This is a genomic window from Treponema bryantii NK4A124, from assembly GCF_000421345.1.
Classification (GTDB): domain Bacteria; phylum Spirochaetota; class Spirochaetia; order Treponematales; family Treponemataceae; genus Treponema_D; species Treponema_D bryantii_B.
The window spans coordinates 57,151-81,958 of sequence record NZ_ATWV01000007.1; the positions used below are offsets into that span (position 1 = coordinate 57,151).

The following is a 24,808-nucleotide window of genomic DNA, read 5'->3' on the forward strand; positions in this document are numbered from 1 at the left end:
AAATCTCCTTTTGCTCAAGTATATCACAAAAACAAAAATTTACAAAAAGTGCCGGAAGCCAGCTACTTCATCTGGGCGGTTTCGAGGTAGGTTCCAGAAGTGGATTCTACTGCGTAACCGAGGATTGGGTTTGCGGTGCCGTTACCATAGATGTTACCGTTGTCTCCAGTACTTGTATTGTCTGCCGAAGTTTTAGCGGTTACAACAGTTCCAAAGTGACTGTCATTACTATTAACAACTTTTCCTTCCCACTTCCACAGACCAATGTTCATCTTATCGTAATAATTTGTTGTCAAAACACTTGGGCTTGGAATAAGAGAGATTTCCCAGTTGCCGGTAAAGATGTCGTCCACTGTACCTTGTGCCTTGTAATTCATTTCACCATTTTCTGGAATTACAAGTTTAGCCATAGTTGGTTTACGAGCTGTTCCATTGAAATAGGTGATATATGGAACTACCACGTAATTTCCTGTATTAACAACCTGTTCCAGACCGACATCAAGATTGATTCTTTCACCAGTGATTGTAAATGAGTCTACACTAACTGAATCTGTCGCTTCAGAATATGTAGCATCATAGCTTGAAAGATATGCATACTTCAAACTACCATCTACATATGCCGCAATGTGAACTCCACCATTTGGATCAAACTTAACGGTACAATGTTCTCCACCTTCACTAAAGATTACTTTGTTTCCATCCCAACCGCCAGCACTACCATTATCCAGACCACTCGAAGGATTTGTGTTATAAGCATAGCGGCAATTTGTTCCATCAAACCAGACGGCAACTACGGTATCCTGAGCAGCCTCGCTTCCGGCTTTTGCATCGATTGCAACATACTTATATGCAGTATAGCCGGTGTTATAGCCGGATGGATATTTTTGTTTTTGATGGACAGGAATCTTTACAGTTTCAACTGTTGGTATAAGATACTCACAAGTATTCGCATCAACTGGTTTACCATCGTCTCCCTTAATTCGAACAAAAACAGGGTAACCATATCTATTAAGAGCTGCAACTTTTGCATCAGTTGAAGGATCTGCTACCTGGTAAGTAACTTGTCCATACAAAGCATCTGTATTCTTAAAGTTGTATTTAAGTTTTGTGTCATTGCCTTCGCCCTGTACAATATACGCCTTATCTTTATCATTTTTATAAAGATGTTTTACTCCATTAACAATTCTGAATTTAAAGAAATCATTACCATCTGTAACGATAGCGTTGTCCTCAATCTTTGTTTTTCGATATCTCACATATGTATCCCCGACTGCATTTCCATCATTATCAATTGCCGGGACAGATATTTGTCTATCTGCGATGTCTTCTACAATAAAGTCAGACTCATTCTTCCGACCATCACTATTCAACTGATAATCGGTTCCTGCAATTAAACTAAAGTGATCTGTATTTGCTTCCATATATGCCTGATAGTCTTTAGCTTTGTAGAAATATCCAAGGTTATCAACAAAGTCATCCTTATCATTTAATGCATGATGCATGTAGTCTGGGAAAGTTCCTTTGCTAGAAAATTTACCATTAGCATCAAGAGCAATTTCTGCCCCTGTCAAATACTCTTCATTATAATCCTCATTTACTGTCACGTTATTGTTACTATCAACAGACCATTTTTCAAATGTCGTTGATAGTGTTTCAGACTTATTATTCGAAGGATTTTTCCAGGTTTCTCCCTTAACCCAAGTCTTAGGAACTTCCTGACTATATCTGAATCTTATCTGTCCCTGTATACTGTCAAAGTATGCAAGATAAACAGCTGTCGTTGCAGAATTTCCACTTCCGTGAACTGTCGCAGCAAGAGATGGTGAATAGAATCTTGTTTCTGTAAGCGCAGGCTTTTCTGGAACAACCCCTTTTATAGGCAATTTGTACGATGTAGCTGTTGGAATTTCTCCAGCCTGATTTCGCATATAACTTGCCTCAAAATCCTTTGTAATCTTTGTCCAATAAGGTACAGCTGATTGAGTATTTGTCGTCATCGCCAATATCCAATCGCTATCACTTTTAAACCAGTTTGGAATAGCCAGTGCTTCAAGGCGAACTGAATTCAAACCAACATAGTTTGCACTTGTATCAGTTCCACTACGTCCCCATTTGTTATAAAAATATGAGAATCGACCGGCATGCAAAGAAGATGAACCAGGGTTTGTATCAAGACCTGTTGCTGTTGCATGTGCATATCCCAGACTGTCATAAGTAAAACAAATATTATTGTAAGTTGCATAGTTATTCTGCCACAGGTTATATGAATAAATATCTTTTGTTGCAGGGTCTGCATTTGCAGTAACATCAGCTTTGGCATTTACACTAGATCCACCTGCCATAGCAAAATCACCCGGTCCACTTACAAAGGCCAGACCAACCTTTCCTGTTACAGGGTTAATCTTCATAGAAGGTTCTCGTAACTCGCCACTCATTGGTACAGCCGCATCTTCATCAAACTCCCAGATGTCAACAAAAATATCATCTGTAAGCAGATTGTTGCTGTTCTTGTTTGGCATTCTGTTGTAAGCATAATTGCTCTTTAAGTCATAAGAGCTGGCTTCTGTAATTACTGTACCTGCAGTTCTGTAAGCACCGCAGGCATTATTGTCATTCAAATTATTCACAGTAGGAAGATTATTTACTGTAAGCACAATCTGTCTTGAAGTACCAATCGAACTAACAGGAAGGTTAACATTTCTGTTACTGTCAAAACTGAGATTTGTTTCTCCATACTTTGGAATTACTGTTGAGTTACCAAGGTTATATCCCTTTACAGCCAGAGTTTCTGTACTGCGGGCAATGTAATGGCCAAGGGCAGTACGACTGTATGCACTTTGAATACTGCTCTTAAGAGATTTTGACAGACCTGTATCTATACCTGTAATATAAGGCACAACATCAACCTGGTAAGTTGAGCGGGACTCTGCTGTTACATCATTTGAAATTTCACTAAATTTTGGACTTGTCGCATTATCTTTTGCCTGTACAATTACTCTTACATTTTCTGCGACTACATCTGTAATATGAGAAGTATCTACTGTAAGAGTCCACTTAACTCTGTGTCCGTTCTTATCGTGATATGCGCCATCGGCTTTTTCTTTAGAAACTACAAATTTATAATAATTATTTTCTAATGTTGCACTGCTTGTCCAGGTACCAGAATTGATATCGAAAGTTGCACCATTCTGCATTCCATTGTTAAAGAGATATGTTGGTGATGTATATGAGCCATCAGCAGGATCACTTACAATTGCCCACTTAAGTTCCTTCAAACACTTGTTATCATAAGCATAGCCGGAGAATTTTACGATACCAGAAACCTTGTCATCATCAGTTCCATAAGTTGTACCCAGAGCTGTTGTGCCAATATCGCTTATAAGTTCAACGTGACCCTTAGACTTTCCGTCTTCCCAATATATGCTGTTGTCTGCAGCATTCTTCCAGTACAAATCGTTAATTACTACACTTGGTGCAATAATATCGTTTACATCAACAGCCATTGCAATGCTGATTCTTGCCTTCTGGTTATTTTCCAGTACACTTATTGCAGCACTGGCGCCATCAGGTTCTGCCTCTGTACTATCGTAAATTACATAATCAAACCAGAACGGTCTGGAAATTGAAGTTGTATCTCCAGTATCAGTAAAGATTGAAGGATCATGTTCTATGTAAGAGTCTGTACGTACATTTCCTGCTCCAAGCTTACTTGTATTATTAGAAACTACATAAGTCTGACCGGCAGCCTTTTCCTCGTACTCATCATAATCATCTCGTCCATCTGCAAAATAAACTGCATCGTCTCCGCCGGCTTTTTTTACCACTGTTGTATCTTTAGAGCCATCTGTTTTTGAATCGTAAATGTTATAAGAATACCAGAGCTTTTTATTACCACCGACCATTTCCGGAATGATCCAGGTTTTACCCTTGATTGTATTTACACCCTTATAACCAGTAAAGTTACCACCTTCATCCTTAGCTTCATCATAAATTTCAAAATTGTCTGTAACAGTTACAGGCTTCTTTACAGCTTCACCATTAATAAGAACCGGTGTCTCGTTGAAGTAGTAAGTTGTTGGAGTTGCAGTTTCATAATTACCAGTTCCAATATAGTCTATCTTAACTGTAACTCCGGCAAGACGAGGTGCATTATTACTGATGTATGCAGGTCTTTCTGAATTATATGTATAAACATAAGATGCATACTGCCCATCAGTAATCTGAGTCTTATCTTTTATTTCATTAACTTCTGGAGTTGAATAAGATTCATAAGTACCTTTATCTTTATTTCCTACGACACCAACAGCATAGTTCAAAGAGGCATCATAAGCAGTGTAGTGAATCTCAATAGGACCGTCAGGAATATTGCGGGATACAATAGAAGCCTGCCATGAAGAAACAGTATTTGTTCCGCCAAGCTCTTCTATCATACTGTCGCCATCATCATTTTTGATTGAAGAATAATAGCCCGTAGTAGTATCCTTGGCAGAAGAAGCTTCGTATTCGGCCTTGCGGTTATCTACAAACTGGGCAAGGGCGATCTGAGCAGAAGTAAGACTTGTGTCTACACTTTCTTCAATTGTAACGTTATTTCCACTTACAGAAATAATCTTATACATTACACCATCGAGGCGGATATAAGAGCCGGCATGAATGTAAGCTGATTTTTCTGACAAACCAGTTCCAAGAGTAATTACACCTTCGCTGTTAATAGATACAGCTCCATTGAACCAGTAGAGACCGTCTGCATAAGTCAAATTATTTGTAGAAACCGGATCTGCACGTTTTTGCATTGGGTCATAAATAAGACCTTCACCGGCAGACTTACGGCGCATAAAGTAGAAGCCTACAGCCTTAACTCCACTTGGGGTTCCTGTTTGAGAAGCAGTTGAATCATTTACCTTTGAATAAAGCTTATAGAAACCGTTACTCTGGCGTACTGCTGCTTCAATATTAAAATCAGTTGATGAATCTTTAAGAAGCTTTGGTGCTTCATTATCATAATTGATTTCTATTTCATAGGTCCCAGAATTGTTTCCATCTTCTGCTACTATAGTTTGTTTGAATACACCTACTCCCTGGTCAGTTGCTAATGCATATCTTACTTTCCAGACTTTATCAGATTCTTCTGTAATATCTGCAGGAGGTATGGCAGTCTCAGCACCGCTTTCATCCTTAAACACAACTGAGGTTAAGCCATTATCATCTGTTGCGGTAAACTCCAGATACCACTTACCCTTTACATACATACCGGATCTTACTTCCTGAGAAGCAAGAGGATGTGCAAAACTTGTATCTGATGCGGCATACTGTTTCAGCATAACTTCAGAAATAACAGGAGCTCCCTTATCAATAACAAAATATCTGGTTACCGGATAACTCAGGTTTTTGTCATTATCACAGGCATAAACACGCATAGCCATATCATTTGTGCTGGTGCTGTTAAACTCCTGATTTTTATTAATCTTAAGATTCCATGAAGTTGTTCCTGTGAAGACAGCCTTAATACCATAATCAGCAGCAGTATCACTACCAGAAAGTGAACCAGGCTGATCTGTTGTACCAGTCCATTCTGTGTGAGTACCATCTGTTTCCGGCTTCATTTTGGCTACAGTAAAGCCATTTGATTTCCAGAAATCAAGGTCTTTTGTTGTTGGAGCAAAGCTTGTGACATTGTTGTTTGTAACAGCGACAGGTCCATACCCTGCAGCAGAACCGCCATTCTTTGCAGAAAGCAGCTGAACCCATACACTTTCTACAGTACCGTTTGAGTCTTCTGCAGAACCGTAAAGTTTTATTGTTCCACCCAGACTGGCTCCAGGGGTCTCAGGCGCCAGAATACTGACAGAAGGACGGTCGCCCTGAGGGTCTATGCAGACAAGGTGAGAATATTCTTTTGAGTTTCCAACTGTATCTTCTGCCTTAATCCAGATATAAAAGTTTACAAGGTCAGTAAATGTATTGAGGTTATCTGTGATTCCTAAAGAATGTACAAAATTCTTAAGAAGATCTGCATGGGCGCGCTGGGTGTCAGAAGTATTACCGTCAAAATGAACACCCCATGAAAGTGTTGTAGTAGGAATCAGTCTATAAACAGGAACCGTTGCATTAGTAATTGGACCAGAGGCTGCAGTCTTTGTTCCATCTTCAGACATTTGATAACCAGTCCAGCCGGTAAGAGTCTGACCAGCAGCAAGGCTTGGTTTATGAGCATCATCACCATAAGTAGAAACTGTATAATAGAAACTGCCTAACTCATCGGAAGAACCATTTACAGAAATTTCACCACTGTGAGTTGCATTAGAATCCGGGCTGGTAAAACTGATTACAGGCGGTGTATTGTCTACAGTTAAATCAAGCTTTGTAGAAGAAGAGTTAATGCCGTCTGACATTACAATTTCAATTCTATATTCTACAGAGGCTGTATTAGACTTAGATGAAGACTCCCAGCCTGTAACATCAATTTCTCCTGATGTAAAGCGGTAATAGATTTTACCATTAGGGCGTGCCTCTTCTGCAGGATTACTTGTCAGATCGTAAGTTTCATTAAACTTAGGAGTTTCATTTTCAGTGTCGTTAATAGTTTCTGTAATTTTTACAGTCATCGATTTAACGCCGTTTTTATCCCAGCCTGACTGTCTGATCTTAAATTTATTTTTACGGGTTCCACCAAAGGTCTGGGCACCAATACCAGAATTCCAGGTTACTCCATTATCAATAGAAAATTCTGCTGTCTCTACATCTGGAGCAACAGTATCTATAATAAGAGCAAGAGCATTTGCTGTAGTAGCGTTACCTGTAAGTCTGTAGCCGAATCTGTGACTACCGTCCGTTAGTTTATATGTACCACGGCTGTTTGTTTCGTCGTAAATTGTTGCTGTAGTGAAAGTAGTTGCCATATTGGCAAAATAATCTTTTCCACCGGCAGTTACTTTAAAGAATACTTTGTCTGTTCCGTCATCAGGGAGTGTTACTCTCCAGATTCCGTTATTAATTGTAATTGTCGTATAATCGCTATCAGTATAACTGATGTTATCACCACGGTAATAACCAATATAAGTTACCGAATCATCATCTGTAACAGTTCCGCCTATGGTACGATTCTGCCATTTTACAGAACCTGTTGCCAGATCTTCGATTGAAGTAGGACTTGTCACTGTAATTACAGGACGGTCCGAATCCTGAGAAACCTTTATTGTTTTTGTTCTTGCTGCCAGAGTTGTTGAACCGGCAGAATTGTCTGTAGAGTTACCAGCCACATCTGTTGCAGAAACACGAATGTCATATTCTGTTTCATCATCAAGCGCTGTTGTATCAAGTATACGCTTCCAGTTTGCAAGAGTTGAATTAGAAGGTGCGTTTGTAATTTCATGCCAGCTATCAGAGCCTGTGTGTTTCTTATATTCAACAATAACCGAAGCCAGTTTCTGGTTATCATTTGCAGTTCCACTAATTGAGATTGTTCCGTTTACATATACAGTAGTATCATCATCAGCACGCTCAACATTAAGGTTAGTAATATCGTTGATTTCGGCGGTAGGTGGATCCTGGTCCACAGTAATCGAGCCGACACTTATTTCTTTAGAATTTCCTACACCGGCATTATCCGTTGCTTTTGCATATACAGTATAAGTACCTGATGTAAATTGATCTGCAGAAATTATTTTTGACCAGGCTTTCTTCTTCGGATCATTCGGATAATCAGGATCTGTACTTAAAGTTGCTTTCTGATTAATTTCAACACTATTTTCATTTATTGAAACCCATACTTCTTTTATGCCTGAATCAACATCTTCCGCTTTTCCGCTGACAGTAATAGTTCCAGTTCCATTTGTAAATGCACCGGCAGTTATGCTTCCAGAAATTCCTGGTGCATTTGTATCTTTATTAATGCTGTAATAAGCAATTTCTCTATCATACTCTTCGGAGTTCCATTCACTTGTTCCATCATCAATTGCAGTTTCATTATTTATTCCACCAGTAGTTCCCTCTGTAACTGCAAGAGTATCTGCGGTACGGTTTCCTGCATTATCTTCTGCAACAAGAACCAGGTAATTACTTTCTGCATCAAAACCAGAAAGCCTTGTTCTGAAGTTTGTAATTACATCTTTAGCAGCTTTATTATCTGTATTATTTGTATTTTTAGCATATGGAACTTTCTTAGTTACAGGAGTGTCTAACGGTGCAAAACTTCCTAAAGCAGAAATATTCACGCTTTCAGATTTTTTAAGAGAGCCATCAATAAAGGCATCTATCAAAGAAACAGGATCTGATTCTCCTTCCCTTGTTATATTTGTTGTTACAGGATCAGAATCAAAGATCGCATAATGAATAGTTTTAAGTCCAGATTCATTTTCTGCTTCTTTAAAGTATCCGCGAATTTCTATTGTACTATCGTTACCCCAGCTGCCATAAGAATACTTCTTTCCCACATCCTGATTCTTAGGATTATTTGTAGTGTTTGGAGTATCTCCTGTTTCCCAACTTGTAATAGTACCTGCATCATTTTTAGTACAATCGTTATCTGCATCTCCAATGCGGAAGTAAATATCTTTATGATTTGCATCGGCCCAGTGCATAGCCATTGGACCTTCTGTATCAAAGTAAATTGTAAATGTTATTTTTTCCGAATTTCCAGCAAGATCTGTAACAGTAAGTTCTGCATTTACACTTGTTGTATAAGTACTTAAATCAATATTCTCAAATACCCATTCAGTAAGACTTGTAGAAGTTCTTGGAATAGTATCTGCGCCTACTTTAAGAGAAACATCCTTAAGACCATAACTATCAATTGCAATTCCACTAAGAGTAAATGTTGGAGCAACGTCATCTGTAGAAGGGTCACCATCATCAATATTGTTCAGATAATAATCATTTCCTTTTTTATAAGGCTTTTTATTTGTATTTGATGAAGTAAAATTGCTGATTGAAGGAACCGGCTTTTGATTATCAAAAGTAATATTAAAGACAGTTGTATTCTGAGATGATTTAGCAGGAGTAGCTCCGTTTGTTGCCTTTACTCTGAGAATTCCACACTCGGCGGCTGTATCTATTAATCCATGATCAAAGGTTGCTTTCCAGTATCTTACTGTCTTCATATCAGAAGGAGAAGTTACATAATTCAGGCTGGTCATGTTTGCACCCTCTGCAGGCTCTCCTGAAGCATACTGCAAAGATTTAGGCACTGCTGCTTCAGTGCTATCACCAATTGTAAATACCAAAGGATTAGTTGAATTTAATCCGCTTTGTAAATCATAAGCTTTACCATAAACAATTAAATCTTTTGAACCATTAACATAAATCTGGCCATTTGATTCTACAGCAGTATCATCTGTACCAAGCTGATAATAGAAAGAGCTTCCAATATTTGGCTCGGATGTATCAACGTTAATTTGATATGAAAGTCTGGTAGAAAGGTTACCAGATTTATCCAGAGCCTGAATATAAAGAGTATTTCCAACAGGATGGCCTTCATCGTCTACTGTATTATCTTTAAACTGATCTGCCTTAAATTCAAAAATTTTGCGGCCAGAAATAATAGCACCAGAGGCATCTCTTACATCAGAAATTTTAGAAGCTTCACCATCATGTGTAACAGCAATATTTGTAGGAACAGTTTCTCCACGGCCAAGGTAATCAATATAATAATAAACAGCCTCAAGGTTAGGCTCAGTCCATTCGCCGGTAATCTTTAAATTCTCTTTTCCATAGAATCTTTCAGAACTGTAATTATCATTTTCTACTTTGATTTGAGATTCTGGGGTTGTGCCATAAATTACAGGTTTATAATCATCGATAACAAACTGGACATTTTTTACTATAGAAACTGATTCTGCCCCACCTTTTACCTGGTAGCCGAGCGAGCTTTTATTATCATCCCTGTAAGATTCAATATCAGACAGACTCTTTTGTATTTCTGCAACAAAGACACCATCAATTTCATTTACTGTATCTGGAGAAATTTCTCTGCCATCTTCCCAATAAGTATAAGGAGCATTTCCGCCCTGAAATTTTAATGTTACTGTAAAGCTATTTTTCTCTGTTGAATCAGTATCATTTGTAGTTACATAAACAGGAGAAATTGTTGGAGAAAGCTCAATAGAATTGCCACTTGAAGACAGTTTGAATGCATAAACAGAATTGTTATAAGGAACAATTTTCATTCCGTTTTTGTCTTTTCCTGTTACAAAAATACGGTAGCAGTCTCCAATTTCAAGAGGATTATAGTTAAGTTTACTTATTACTTTTGCTGTCTTAAGTTTATAAGAATCTCCTGAAACTGTTAATTCACAATTTTCACTTGAATGGCCACTTGTTGCAGCATCATCAATAAATTCATCACTTGCAGCTTCAACAGGGTTAATCAGCCAGATTTTTGCAGCATCTGTATAAGGAATACCTTGTTCATTACATTTCTTAAGATATATACCTAACGTATTCTCTTCAATTGGCGAATTATCTAGTCCAGGATCTACCTGAATTTCAATAAAGTTGTTTCCAGATGTAAGCTGATAAGCTGCCTCATTTAATGACGGTATTGTTCCATTTTCGTTAGCTGCAGGAAGCGGTGTTCTCGCACTAACAACAAATGTCGGGCTGTTATCCGGGTTCAACTGAAATTGACCGATTTCTTTTTTATCACTTTCCAGACGAGCTGTCGTAGTCGCAGAATTTGCAGATTTATTTCCGCTAAGAATTTTATATAAACCAGTAGCCTTATATTCAGTAATCAGGTCAGAAATATCTTTATATAAATAATAGGAAGTCTGTTTGTTTCCTTCTTCCTCTATTGTTCCATCCGGATTATATTTTTTCGCAGTATCATAAATCTCAAGTTTAAAATAACGCTGAACATTACCATAACCTATAGTGGTATAACCATAAATCTCAGAATAATCATTGTTTACCCCTTCCTCAAAAGTTGCAACATTCAAGTCAATTGTAGGAGGAACATTACCAAGGGTAATTTTTTTAATAAAGCTTGATTCCACACAAGATGGAGCAGAATATACACTTACTTCTATTTTATCGACCAGACTATCATCAGAAGCCTGACCTACAATAGAAAAGTTCTGTCCAAATGTATCAAATAAAGTCGTATTTCCAGAAGAAGAAACAACCGTACTCGGCTTCTGCAAAATCATCACCGGTGGAGTATTATCAATCGTGAAGGTGCGGGCCATGGTGGTGGTGTGGCCGCCGTTGTCGCTTATGGAAACGAGGGCTTCGTAGGTGCCGTCTAAAAGAGATTCTTCAAGAGGATTAATGGAAACAGACCAGGTTCCGTTCTTTTCGCCTTCACTTACAGAGCCCGTAAAAGGATAGGCCTGGCCGTTATCCAGGCGGGTCATCGACACATTTACCTCAGAAATCGAGCCATCATCCGTCCAGCTACCAGAAATCACAAAGGCATCGCGGATAATCGCATCTGCAGGCGGCATCCCAATTTCCAGCGCAGGCGCCTCGGTATCAACCGCCGAGCCCAGACCAATCTCGCAGGAAAGAGTGAAAAGAATAATTATAGATAATAAACAAACTCCAAGTTTCTTCATTGTTGTACTCCCAATTTGTCACCGTATATCCGGCAACCTTTGTCCCGATCGACAATTTAAGAAACTTTATTAAATAGATATTATGATTCAACTTCTATTATCGGTTTGAGCGGATATTATCTTTAATAAGTTGTTATATGTAAAGCCTTAGGCCAATTTTTGCCCGAAAATAGGTAAATTTGCCGATAATTCCAGATTTTTTTCTGAAAAAGTGCCAGAAATGAACAAAGTGAGTCTATTTATATAGTGTGAGAATTTTACATGCCGGCCGGCCGGTATTTTAAAGTTCTCGACAAAAATAAATAGGAGACACATATGGCATTTTGGAACAGGAAGTATAAGGATTCTGTTTTTTCAGATTTATTCGGAAGTGACAAGACAGGAAAGGAAAACTTTCTTGCCCTCTACAATGCTCTTTCAGGAAATGATTTTCAACTGAAAGATGTTTCGCTTGAACGCAAAGTTATTGAACAGTCTCTTTATAAGACATTCAATAATGATGTCAGCTGGGAAATTAATGGTAAACTCATCGTACTCGTAGAACATCAATCTACAGTAAATGGAAATATGCCTTTCAGATGTCTGGAGTATGTAACCAGGATTTATGAAGGTATCGTTCCGGTTAAAAATCGATATGCAGAAAAGGTGTATAAGATACCTAATCCAGATTTCTATGTTGTCTACATGGGTAATAAAGAACAACCGCTGGAGAAAGAACTGAGACTGTCTGATGCATTTTATACAAAGGACAGCAGTAAACTCGAGCTTGTGGTAAAAGTAAAAAACTGCTCAGATTCAAAATTGTTGCCCTTAGCAAAAACTTGTGATATTCTTAGAGAGTATTGCCGGTTCATAGAAATTGTTGAACTGAATTTTAACAAATGGCATCCTAGAAGATCTTTCCAGAAAGCAATTGAACAGGCAATGGAAGAAGGAATCTTAGTAGATTATCTTGATCGAAAATCTAGGGAGGTCATTAACATGCTCTGCGCACAATACAGTTACAAAATGGATATTGCCGTAAAGAAGGAAGAAGCCTTTCAAGATGGATTAACGGAAGGTATTTCTCAAGGTGCACAACAGCAAGCCGTTGAATCTGCCCGTAGTTTCTATGCTAACGGAGCCTCTATAGAACTCATCGCAAAATCTCTGCACATGACCGAAGATCAGGTTCGCGAGATAGTGAACGAGCCATCTGCAGTAAAGGCTTAATTATATCGACATTAACACTAACTAACGTTCGTTAATTAGTATCATATTACTCCGTATAAAACTTCTTTTTTTCTACCTGAGTAAGTTCTGAGATTTTTTTACCCTGTGATTTTGCATAGGCTAAAAGACCACGGTAATCCATTGTGCCTTTTATTTCACTAAAAGGAATTGGTTTAGGAGTATTTAAAAGGCTTTCCTTATATCTTGTCATCCGGAGTAAATTGTATTCTGCAGCTATTCGTTGACGGACCTCTTCTTTCTGTTCCATTGCAAGCTGATGATCAAATTCTCTTACTTCCCATCCCATCTTTTCAAGATCTGGCTTAGTGTTAAAGAATTTGATTAAAAATCTTGAGAATTCTGAGTCCGGATCTTCTTTGATATAATCTAAATAACTTTTCTGAAACATAAGCGACCTTGCCGGAATTAACAAGTTGATTCTATTACCGCTCAATATTTTGATTTAGCAGGCAGGCCCCCAGTGTGCGAGCGCACGCTGGGAATCGCTGATTACTACTTCATCTGGGCGGTCTCTACGGCAGTACCGTTCTTAATATTGTATGCTAAGATTGGCTTGTTCGTACCGTTACCGGTAACATGGCCAAACTTCTTAGTACTGAAAGCCGCACCATTGTCTCCACCATGAGTATGACTAAGAGATGTGTTATTTGCAACCTTTTCTCTGCCAGTTACTGCATCTGCTGTTGATGAAAGCTTCAAAACTCCATCTTTGTCTTTCCAAGAACAGACATTAATATGGTTATACTGCTTACTATTCATTTGCAAATTACTTGGTGTTGGCAAAAGTGAACATTCCCATTCACCAGTAAACTTGTCTTCTACAGCCCCATCTTTTACATCATCAGCAGAAGAAATACCTTCTGGCAGAGTTGCAAGTTTTGGCTTTACATTGCTTGATGCGTAATAACCAATATATGGAATTGCTTTTCCATCATCTCCGGATTCAGTCATTGCAACATCAAGGCTGATGTTAGAACCAACAATACCATAGCTGTCTACAATACAACTTGTAAAGCTTTGTATATTATAAGCAGCCTTATATGCATAGACAAGATTACATTTTACAGAGTCATAAGCTGCAATATGAATACCGCCTTTGGCATCTACTGCAAGCTGAACAAACTGACCAGCTTTTGCATAAGGAGAATCTTCAGCAAATACACGACTTATATTCCAGTTTGTACCATTTCTAGGGGCTTCTACTCCAATTCCTGTATTTGGAGTTTCATTATATGCAAACCAAAGAGTACTATGTGTTTCATCATACCAAGTAAGCACAGCAACATCATTAGTTCCATGAGAATCAACTCCTATGCTCAGGTACTTTCCTGGCACAACAGTTGTATTAGAACTGGTTCCTCCAGAAATAATATCCATATATACTGCATCAGCATCATGGGTCATTGGCTTATCCTGACTTGCAGTATCCTTAAAGTCATTAAACTCACTTCTTGAACCAGTATTAATAGTACCTGCTTTATATCTAAGCTCTTTACTAATAGCATCATAATATGCGAAATAAACATTTGTTGAAGTTCCAGATACTGAGGTTGCTAAACTAGGATTCATGTTTCTTTGTTTATTCTGAACATTTTTACTATTTATACTCTGGCCTATCTGAGAAAGTCGTAACTTTGAATTATCAGTTCCATTACCCCAGCTTCCAGTTCCTTTGGAGCCACTTTGTGAACCATAGTCTGCATTACCCCACCTACCTGTAAAGAAACAGAATTTATCAGAAGAATCATCTGCAGAAATATCACCGCCAGCAGCAATTCCATATGAATTACCCAAAGCATCATAAGCAAATGCTATTGAAGTATAAGCATCAAATCCAGAAATCCAAGTATGATAAGAGTATTCTGGTCTAGTATCATCACCAGTAGCTGGTGCACCTGTTTTGTTACCTCTATTCTTATTGTCGTTATCGGCTTCTCTTGTTTTACCACCCATATTAAAGTTCAGTGGGCCATCAGCAAAGGCAAATCCAATTTTGTCTGTAACAGGGTTAATCTTCATAATAGGCTGATCTATAGTACCCTTCTTTGGAACTACAGCCGAAGAGTCAAATTCCCAGACATCAATTACAACATCATCTGTAAGAGTATTGTTATTTCTGTTGTTTGGCTGCTGGTTATATTCAACCTCATTTGAGTTCTTATTATTCAAGGTTACAACATCTGTGTTTACAGTATATCCAAAACTTCCACTTGTCGAAGGAAGAGGAATATCTGTAACCTGTGCATTACCAGTTGCAAGATTAAAACCATTCAACTTTAATGTATTACCACTTCGCTCAGGATAATGACCGCGTGCAGTTCTTGCATTGATATTTACAGCTCCATCTCCAATGCTTGTGACTACACTCGTAATATACGGTACAACATCCATCTGCATGTTATTATCTGCAGAAGTTTTACTTGCAGTATCTTTTGCCTGAATGAAAACCTTTACATCAGTTTTTGCAACTGTTGCAATGTATGATGTATCCCAGCTGAATTCCCAGTTTGCCTTGTGACCACGTGCATCATTGTATTCATCTGTAATAGTAAATGCCCAGTGATTTGTAAGATCATCTCCTTCGGTATCATCTTGTACGAGAGTCCAGCTTCCAGCTGAATATGAAGCAACCTTCTTGTAAGCATTAAACGGAAGTTCTGTGCTTGAACCAACACCGTCTATCTTTACATAGATTTCTTTAAGGCGGATGTTATCTTCTACCGAACCACGCATTGTAATTTTACCAGAAACCTTAGGGTCAAGGTCGTATTCGCCAGATGTTGCTGTTGCATTGTAAATTTTTTCACCATTTTCATCTTCAACATCCTTAAAGTCATCTGGAAGTTCGATATGACCATTTTCCTTTTTATTCTTGTACAAGCTGTTATCTTCACCGCTTGTCCAGTAGAAATCTTCCATATCGGTAGATGGATCAGAGTTATCTGTTTTTATAACCTCAAGAGCAACATCGAAGGTTACGCTAAGCTGCTTTGTGCCTGGTGTACTATCAGAAATTGTATATGTACACCAGGTAGGACTAGCAGCAGTTCCTTCAGCTAAACTTCCCAAGGCACAGGTAATTTTAGGTTTCAAACCTTCAATATATAACTGGCCATCTTCATCTTTTTTAGTATAAGCGCTTTCAGAAGTATGTCCTGTAATATCTGTATATGTATTATCATTGACTTTGACTTTCAATGCAGTTCGAGTAGATGTTGTAATTTCATCACCAGTATTGTAATAAAGTTTTCCATTACCACCAATAATTTCCGGTGTGAATACAACATCTTCATGAACCATTGTAAAGGCTGTACCACCTTCTGACGGACCTTTTCCATTACCAGAAATTACAAAGTAGTCTCTTATAGCATCTATAGGAGTGTCCCTTGTATACAGCTTATTATTTGCATCATCCTTAAACCAGCGGTCTGAATAAGAATAGTAACCTGTCTGACATTCTACTTCCTGTTCAATACTGTCTCCATTGTAGTCTGTCCAAACCTTTACGCTTGCAAGGCGAGGAGCGTTATTCTTTACAAGAGCGTCAATTTCTTCGTATTCAAGATTTCCAGCCTTATCAAATACAACATAAGTAAGCTTTATTGCACCATCTGGAAGCTTATCCTTTGTTTTTTCAATTACTTCTGACCAGCGTGTTTTTGTACCCAATGTAGTAATACCACCTCGGGAAACAACATTACCAAGAACAAAGTAAATCTTCTTACCTGCCAATGAACTATCTGGAGCAGAATCAAGAGTTATTTTTGTTCCATCAACACCTGTAATTGAGTAGATTGTTCCCCCAATCTTTGCAAGAGAACCTTTCTTAATTTCAGAATCTGCCGAATTTATTGTAACATCAAAACCGTCTATAGCGCTTGCTGTTTTTTCTTTCCAATACAAATGGTCTGCTGTATCTGGATTTCCTGTAATAGAAACTTCACTCCAGGAAGAATCATAAACTTTATCTCCATCCTCGTTAGTAAAGTAATAAACAGTTCTTAAGAAACCACTTTCTGCACTGCTTTCACTTGCTACAGATTCCATAGAATACTTTCCATTCTGATCATAAATATCAGATGAGATCTTATATTCTTCTGAAACAGAAGTTGCAAGAACAGGAGCATTATTATCATAATTAATCAGAATTTCCATTTCTGAAGTCTGATTATCATAGTCCTTTGCAGTAATCTTGTATTTCTTTTTTGCAGCACCAGTATTGCTTCCTACTGGAATTTTAAGACGATATCCTTTTGTAGCTTTTCCAGCATACTGCCATACGCCATTTACAGGAGTTGTATCGTAGGCATTTGCTATAACAGCACCAGTAGTTTCGTCTGTTACCACAATTGATTGAATTCCCTGAGCATCATCATCTTCAACACTACCGGTAAGATACCACTCACCTTTTATCCACATTCCTTCCTTATAGTTCAACAGTTTTTCATTTGCTGTATCCATATTCTGTTTAAGAATAAGCTGCTCGCTTGAACCAATTTTTGGAGCACCAGCATTTACTTCAAAGACATAAATCGTATTTTCTGTAGAACTTATATTGTTATTTGCATCTACTGCAAAGAGGCGTACTGCTATTTTATTGTTGGTATTATCACTTCGTTCAAATTCAGATTTCATATTAATAGTCTTTGACCATGAAAGTGAATTACCAATATAAATACCGCGCATTCCGGAATCACCTATGGCCTGTATATCATATTCCGAAGTATAATCACTGAAGTGTTTTGCTTCTTTAGGGAATTCTTTTTCTTCCCAGTCTTCCCAGTCATCTTCATCAAAAGTGTCATCATCATACTGTGGATAAATCTGCATATACAAAGCTTTTGGTTCATTTACAAAGTCTGCACTACCAGACAATCTGATTACACCACTAACAAGAGCATTGTTCGCAGGATATTCCAGAACAATATTTGGAATATCTCCCTGTGGATCCAGTACAAGAGGAAGTATTGTTACTTCACTAATATTACCAATACCGTCTACCGCAAAGAAGTTGAAATTGAAACTTTCATTGTGCATGTATTTTGTAGTTGTTACTACACCATTTTCTTTAAGGTATGCAATACCATCACTTCCAATACTTACTTTATCATGATACTCTCGCGCTATAAGATATTTTGGCAAGAGGTCGTGACAGTCCTGCCCCTCCTGATTTGTAACTGCTGCTGTTTTATCGAAATAAATCTTCCATTTTAATAAGTTGTTTCCTGTTACAGGATTCCAGCCGCTGCCGTTAAGTGAGGTTGCAGGTGTTGTGGCACCAGGTTTGGTAATTTTATAATAGAGCTTTGTATCTTTATCGCTGTCTATGTTGCCTTCAAGAACAAAGTCTTTATGTATAGTGTCTCCGTCCTCATGGCTGTCTACTGTTATAAGAGGCGGTGTATTATCAACAGTCAATGAAATTTCTTTTTTGCTTTCGTTAATTCCATCGCTAGCAATAATAATAAGTTTATTCTGGCCGCTTGGTAAACCTACGACAGAAATTTCTCCTTTATAAACAGATGAAGTTGGAGAAGTTTTCTCAAACGTAGAATAATCGTCTTCGTTAGTTGAATCTGGAGTAAAGGTTGCCTTTACAGAGTCTATCGGATTTGCATCTTCTACCTTTATCTGCAGGTATAAAGTTTGTCTTAAACCTCCAAGAGACTCTCCAAGAGTCAGGCTTGATGAGAAGTTTTCCCAAGCAGGAGGCGTAGCCCAGGATTTATAATATTTTTCTTCTGAAAGCTCAGGAGCTGTAGTGTCTACCTTGATTAAAAGCTTAGAAAGAGTTGATGTTGTTTTACTGCCACTTACTATCTTTCCTTTTATACGTGGGTTAGTAATTGGATTTGTAGCAAGGGAATCCTGTACCTTGAATTTTATTGCAGGTTTAGCATCTGGATTTGTACTTGAATCATAAGTACCGTCAGCAAGAGTAAGTGTAAAACTGCCGTTTGTAAGAGTAACTGGCGTATAACTTGTTCCATCATTTGTACTAACTTCAACTGTTACTTCACCATCATCATCGTAAACAGAACAGTAAATATTCTGGCTTTGGCTCAAAAGTGGAGTTTCTGCCTTCATTGTACTTACATCAAAATCTGTAAAGGTAATTACAGGAATGTCTGATGACTGATTTATGTATACAGTGTTTGAAGAGCTTACTTTTGTATTCTGTGCAGAGTCTATTGCTGTAGCACGGAATTCAACATTTTCCTCATCAATTTCTTTAAATGGAGAAGTTTCAGATTTAGTGTCAACATTAATACTCCAAGCTTCAAGACCTGTATTAAGAGTTGCATACGTTGTCCAATTACCAGTACCAATCTTATATTCAAGCTTAATTGAAGCCAGAGAGTTATTGTCGCTTGCTTTTCCTGAAATTGTAAATGTTCCGTTTACATCTATATCAGTTGTATCAGGGTCTGCATCTGTAACAGGGTCAATAGAAACCGCCGGTTTTTCATTATCCAGATCAATTACAAGATCAGAGATGTATTCATATTTATTATTTACATAATCAATTACTTCAAATACAAGTGCTCCAGAAGCAATGTCGTCTTTTGAAATAGTTATTGTGTAATAACCATCGCTTCCTGCCTCTGTAACAGGAGTACCACCCTTTACAGCAACAGACTTTATACCTGCCCCAGAAGCAGCATCTTCTGCTTCAAGTTTGATGGTCATATCTTTCTCACCATTTACAAGAACTGTACCACTGTTAGCTTCTATCTGAGTATCAACCTTTACTTCTTTAATTTCAGCATGATTTGGAGCATCTGTATCAATATAAACACTGTAAGGTTGTGATGTTTCTTTTCCAGCATTGTCTACAATCTTAACAGTAATAGAGTTTCCACCCTGGGCAGTACAATTGATTTTTCCGCCACTTGTATAAATGCCACTGTTTGCCGGAGTTTCGTTAAGAGAGAGCGGATACCAGTTAGTATTATCCGATGTAGCCTTAACCTGATAAATACCACTGCCACCTTCATCTTTTACATTTGTAAGAGTCAAATCTATATAAGAATCATTGTACCACTTATTAGCAGACGAATCTGTGTAAACAGGAGTTTCAATATCAAAGGTACCAGTCGGCGCTGCAGAATCTATCCATACAAACCTTTCTTCTGTCTTTTTTCTTCCTGCAGTATCTTTCGCTGTGATTACGATTTTATGTTTACCATCACTGAGAGTAAGCGGTACATCTACGTTACTTACAGCACCTTCAGTAATAGAAACAGGTATTTCAGTAAATGCAGCTGGTGTATCACCTGAAGCTACAGATACAGACTTAAGGGCATTTGTATCACTTGCATTTATAGTAAGAGTTGGAGAAACCTTTGAAACAACATATCCGTCTATGGTCTGGCCACCTGTAGGGCTTATTGCAGAACATGTTAATGACGGAGCAGCCTGATCAATCCAGAATGAAACCTTATCTATCTTAGAATTTCCTACACTGTCTTCAACATATACAAACAATGTATAATGGCCCTCAGCTAAATCTCCAGCTCCTGTATTACCACTTGCCTTAAGAGTTTTTTCAAAGGCAAAAGCAGAAGAAAGCTTTCCTGTAATAGCAGAAGCAGTAGTTACATCTGTCCAACTTCCGGATGGCTGTTCAGCATTTTCTGCATATCCTTCTATACAATATTTTAAGTTTTTAAGCTTTGAACCTGTATCCGAAAGGCTGATATTAAAGTTGTACTTTGCACCAGAAATTGAATTGTTTCCTTCATAAGTAGTAGACTTATCTGGTGTAATAAATGTAATTTCAGGCTCAGTTATATCATTCCAGATAGTATAATTCTTTTCAGAAGACTGACCCGCAATATCTGCTGCTGTTACCTTTATGCTTATTTCCTTATCATTTTCTGGAATTACAATATTTGAAACAGCAAAGGTATAGTCTGGTGCTGTGCCACTTACAGTAATGTTTGATGCATCTATAGAAACACCCTTAATCATTACACCTAATCCTGATTCTTCAAAACCATTTGATTCGGTAATTTTACCAGTTAATTTAAGTTTTGAAGCTGTATTTAAATATTTAATTGAACCTTCTGTAATTTCTTCTGCAGAAGCGCCTTCTGCCTGAATCTTTACATCAGAAAGCTCAGGAGCTGCCAAGTCTACATAGAATTCTTTTGCTGCTTCTGTATATGAGTTATCTGCAAGGTCTGTTACATCACAAGAAAGAGTATACTTCCCTTCCGGCAAGTCTTTTCCTGTACCAAGCTCTTTGCTGATTATTGTTGTTGTTTCACCAGCACCTGCAAGATTTATAGTTTCCTCAGGAACAGTAGTTGTGTTAGTACCCGAAATTGTATAATGCAGTTCTTTTAAACCAAGACCTGTATCTTTAGAAGTAATCTTTATTTCACCCAGACTTCCGTTTAAGATATTTGTATTCTCTGAACCAAATTTTACCTCTGTAATTTCAGGCTTCTTATTATCTACGCGAACAGTAATTGTTGAACTGTCTGTCGTTTTTCCGGCCTTATCCTTTGCACGTACAAAGTAATTATATACTTCGAAAGTATCAGCCGCTATTGTTGCTGCAGGTAAATCAGTAATTATCCAGGTTGCTGGATTAGTTGAAATAGAAGATTGCTTTTTACCAGTTGACACAGGATTATTATCAACAATTTTAAATAGCTCAATACTATCAAGTGCCCAGGAATCGCTTGCATTTACATGCAGACTGAAAACCTGCTTTGTATCAAAGTTTGTTTCCTGGAATGAAACTACAGGTTTTGCAAGATCGTAGTAGAAATCTTTTGACTGAACATCACTCTTGTTTCCAGCCGCATCTACAGTATAAAGCCAAAGCCTTTTCTTTCCCTGTGCCTGTGTCCAGGCAGCTGGATATGTATATTTATAATTCTGGTTACTTGTAGTAACAAAAGCTGAATCTTCAGGAGCAGTAGTTACATCGGCATCTGTAAATGCCCATCTATAAGATAATGGCGCTACACCCTGTGCTGTCACACTAACTTTGAATGTAAAAGATGTACCCGCATTATCTGTATCTGCAGGAACTGTTATATTATCTTCGTTTATTGTTTCATACCGGTTATCAATAAAGAAAACTGCAGGATCTGTTTCAGAAGCAGAGCTTGAGTTTCCGTTACTATCATAAACCTTATAGGCAATGCTGTATTCACCGGCAGCAAAATCAGTAGGCGGAGTATAAGTTTCTTTGTAAGTATAAGTTCCATCTGCATTTGCTGTAAGCCTTGAATCGCTGTCATCATCAATAGCAGTAAGGCTTCCAATTGCCTTGAAAGATTCTTTTTCTGTATTTGTATTTGTATCTTTATAAATTACCCTGCGTGTAATTTTAAATGGTTTTTCTGTTGAATCAATAATAACTTCCGGTTCAAGCTTAGTAATTGCCGAAGAAGTTATATTATTTGCACTTGTTGAATTTGTTACATAACGGCTGCTAAGGTCATTAATTCTTACAGAAGGTGCACTTGGTGTAATACGTACCCAGAATTCTTTTGTAGTTGTCTTACGGACTTCCTCATCATCACCAACCTTATCTGTTGCTGTTACAGTAATCTTATAAAATCCCGAAGTTGCTTCCGGAATTGTAAATGTTTCTTCTGCTCCATTTTCATCTGGAACACATTCTACTGCAGGAGGAGTTCTTACATCAGACCCATTTCCATCTTTATCATAATTCACTGTTACAGAAAGAGCCTTACCTACAAGACCATCATCATCAAAGAACTTGAGTTTAAAGGTAGGATCGTCTGCCACAAGTGTATTATAGTCATTCTGATTTTCTACACTTGTCTTTGTATTCTTTGTAAAAGTAAGAGGTTTTGAACCTGTCTGCTGAACAGGATAAATTTTTGGTAAATCTGTAGATTTATCCAGTTTATAAGATTTTGTTTCTTCAGTTTTATTACCACTCTTGTCATAGGCAGTTACTACAACCCGAACATTACGACCATCGTTAAAGCCAAGAGTGTCAGTGTCTACAGAAACTGTTTTAGTTTCTGCATTAAAGGTCTGAGTTAATTTTGGTTCTGTAATTCCTTCTTCGTAAACTTTTACCTCTGGTTTCTTCGCATCAAGATTTACTCCAGAACCATTGTCTTCATCTTTTACCTTATATTCGAACGTAAATGTTCCGTTTACATAATTTACATTATCTGCATAAGTAACTGTTTCACTGTCTGTAAACTTTCTTGCAAGAGGTCCAAGCTGAGTATTGTCATCTGCAGTTCCTGTAAACTTAAGTTCTACAGTTGGCTTTTGTGCATCGTACTTTATAGAAGTATCTGCATTCGGATTCGGGAATGAAATTGTATACGATTTTGTCACCGACTGATCGAACTTGCTTGCAGGTATAATATACTTAAAATGGTAAAGACGATCATTAGAAGAATCTTTGATATACGAAAGTCTACCTGCTGGTAAATCTGTAGCAGAAACTCCGTTATCATCTGCAACAGGTGATACAAGAGTTATTTTTGCACCAGACTCATCTATTAAGTCTAATGAGAAAACTCCATCTTCAATAAAGTTTACAGTACCATCAACTGTAACATTATCACCAGTCTTAAATACAGCATCATCAGAAGGAGAAGTAACTTCAACTGTTGGTAAAATTCCACTGGTAGTAAAATAGAAACCATAACCTTTTCTTACAGAAGGAATAATATTTTTCCCGTTATCATCTGTACCTTCTACACCAAGCTTGTAATATTCATTAGTTTTGAATTTACCGTCTTCAATTTTTCCGGCAGAGAAAGTAACTGCAATCTGATAAGAAGAACCAATTGAAACTGGTGTTGTTGAGGCCGGGTAAAGTTTGTTGTTATTAAGAAGATTTCCATTTGCATCACACTGTATTGCATATACTTTAAGAGATGATACATCTAAAGGAGAACCATCGAGACCAGGCGCAACTTCAACAACAAGCGAAGAGTTATTTATAAGTTTTGAATCGTCCTTAGAAATTCCATTACTGATTTCATATTTATTTGTAACAATGAATTTAGGGTTATTTTCCGGATCAAGGGCAAAAGCACCTAACCCAATTTCATTTGCTTTTAATACAGACAGTGGATCTATTGCAGCACGTGCAGTTCCATCCTCTGAATATGTACCAGCCATCATCTGGTACAAACCTGTAATTTTATATTGATTAATAAGTTGAGAAATAGCCTCGTTTTCACTCAGATAGTAAACATCTGCTGCATTTCCTTTTTTATCTTCAGCAGACTGCTCGCTTCCGTCTACCGGGTAATATTGTGCACCATCATAGGCTACAATTGTACAAAAGCGGTTACGTTCACCATCACTTATAGTAGAACCATAGATTTTTGCATAATCGTTATTTTCGCCTTCCTCGAATTCGGCAACCTTAAGCTTAATTGTGTTTGGTACATTTTTTAATTCAATAGTATGGAGTTTATTCTGCTTTGCAGCATCCGAGAAAACATTTACTTCAATAAGGTCTACACCATTATCATCTGCAGCCTGTCCATTAAGGGAGAAGACTGTACCATAGGTATCTAATGAAGAGTCTCCTGCAATTGTAGAAGGATGAGACAAAACAATAACCGGAGGAGTATTATCAATAACAATCTGACTTGAAGCAATAGAAGAATGTTCTGCAGTATCCTGAATTTTTACAGAAACATAATAAGAACCATCTTTTATTCCATTTTCATGAGGCGAAACAATACAAGACCAGGTTCCTTTGCCATTTTCAGTTGTTTGGACACTTGCATTACCTTCAAAAACGGTACTTGTATCATTTTTAATAGTAACAATTACAGATTCTATACTTCCATCATCAGACCAGACTCCAGTTACCGGAAAATCCCCTCGAATCACAGCAACTGAAGCTGGATTTGGGGTTTTGATTTCCTGTACAGGCACTTCTGTATCTACAGAGTTACCAAGTCCTATTTCGCAGGAGATAAACAGAGCAATTAATAATATAGAAAAAATTGAATATTTTAATACGTTTTTCATTTTATACCCCCACTCCC

General features: G+C 37.7%; 4 protein-coding genes. 1 reads left to right on the forward strand and 3 read right to left on the reverse strand.

What is annotated here, in order from left to right; all coding sequences use genetic code 11:
• Positions 1-62 precede the first annotated feature (62 nt).
• The gene (locus G626_RS0108555) at positions 63-11,552 is read right to left on the reverse strand and encodes an Ig-like domain-containing protein (RefSeq protein ID WP_022932374.1); all 11,490 of its coding nucleotides are present in this window, start codon (positions 11,550-11,552) and stop codon (positions 63-65) included.
• A 315-nt stretch (positions 11,553-11,867) separates the two neighbouring features.
• On the opposite strand from G626_RS0108555, the gene G626_RS0108560 reads away from it, so the two are divergent.
• A complete protein-coding gene (locus G626_RS0108560) occupies positions 11,868-12,764 on the forward strand; it encodes an Rpn family recombination-promoting nuclease/putative transposase (protein ID WP_022932375.1) in 897 nt (298 codons plus the stop codon).
• Between the two features lie 46 nt (positions 12,765-12,810).
• Here G626_RS0108560 and G626_RS15935 read toward each other — a convergent pair whose 3' ends face one another.
• Together G626_RS15935 and G626_RS0108570 are read right to left on the reverse strand one after the other, a co-directional pair.
• Complete coding sequence (locus tag G626_RS15935) at positions 12,811-13,173, reverse strand: hypothetical protein (RefSeq protein WP_022932376.1); 363 nt, start codon at positions 13,171-13,173, stop codon at positions 12,811-12,813.
• Between the two features lie 104 nt (positions 13,174-13,277).
• A complete protein-coding gene (locus tag G626_RS0108570) occupies positions 13,278-24,791 on the reverse strand; it encodes a hypothetical protein (protein WP_022932377.1) in 11,514 nt (3,837 codons plus the stop codon).
• Positions 24,792-24,808 lie beyond the last annotated feature (17 nt).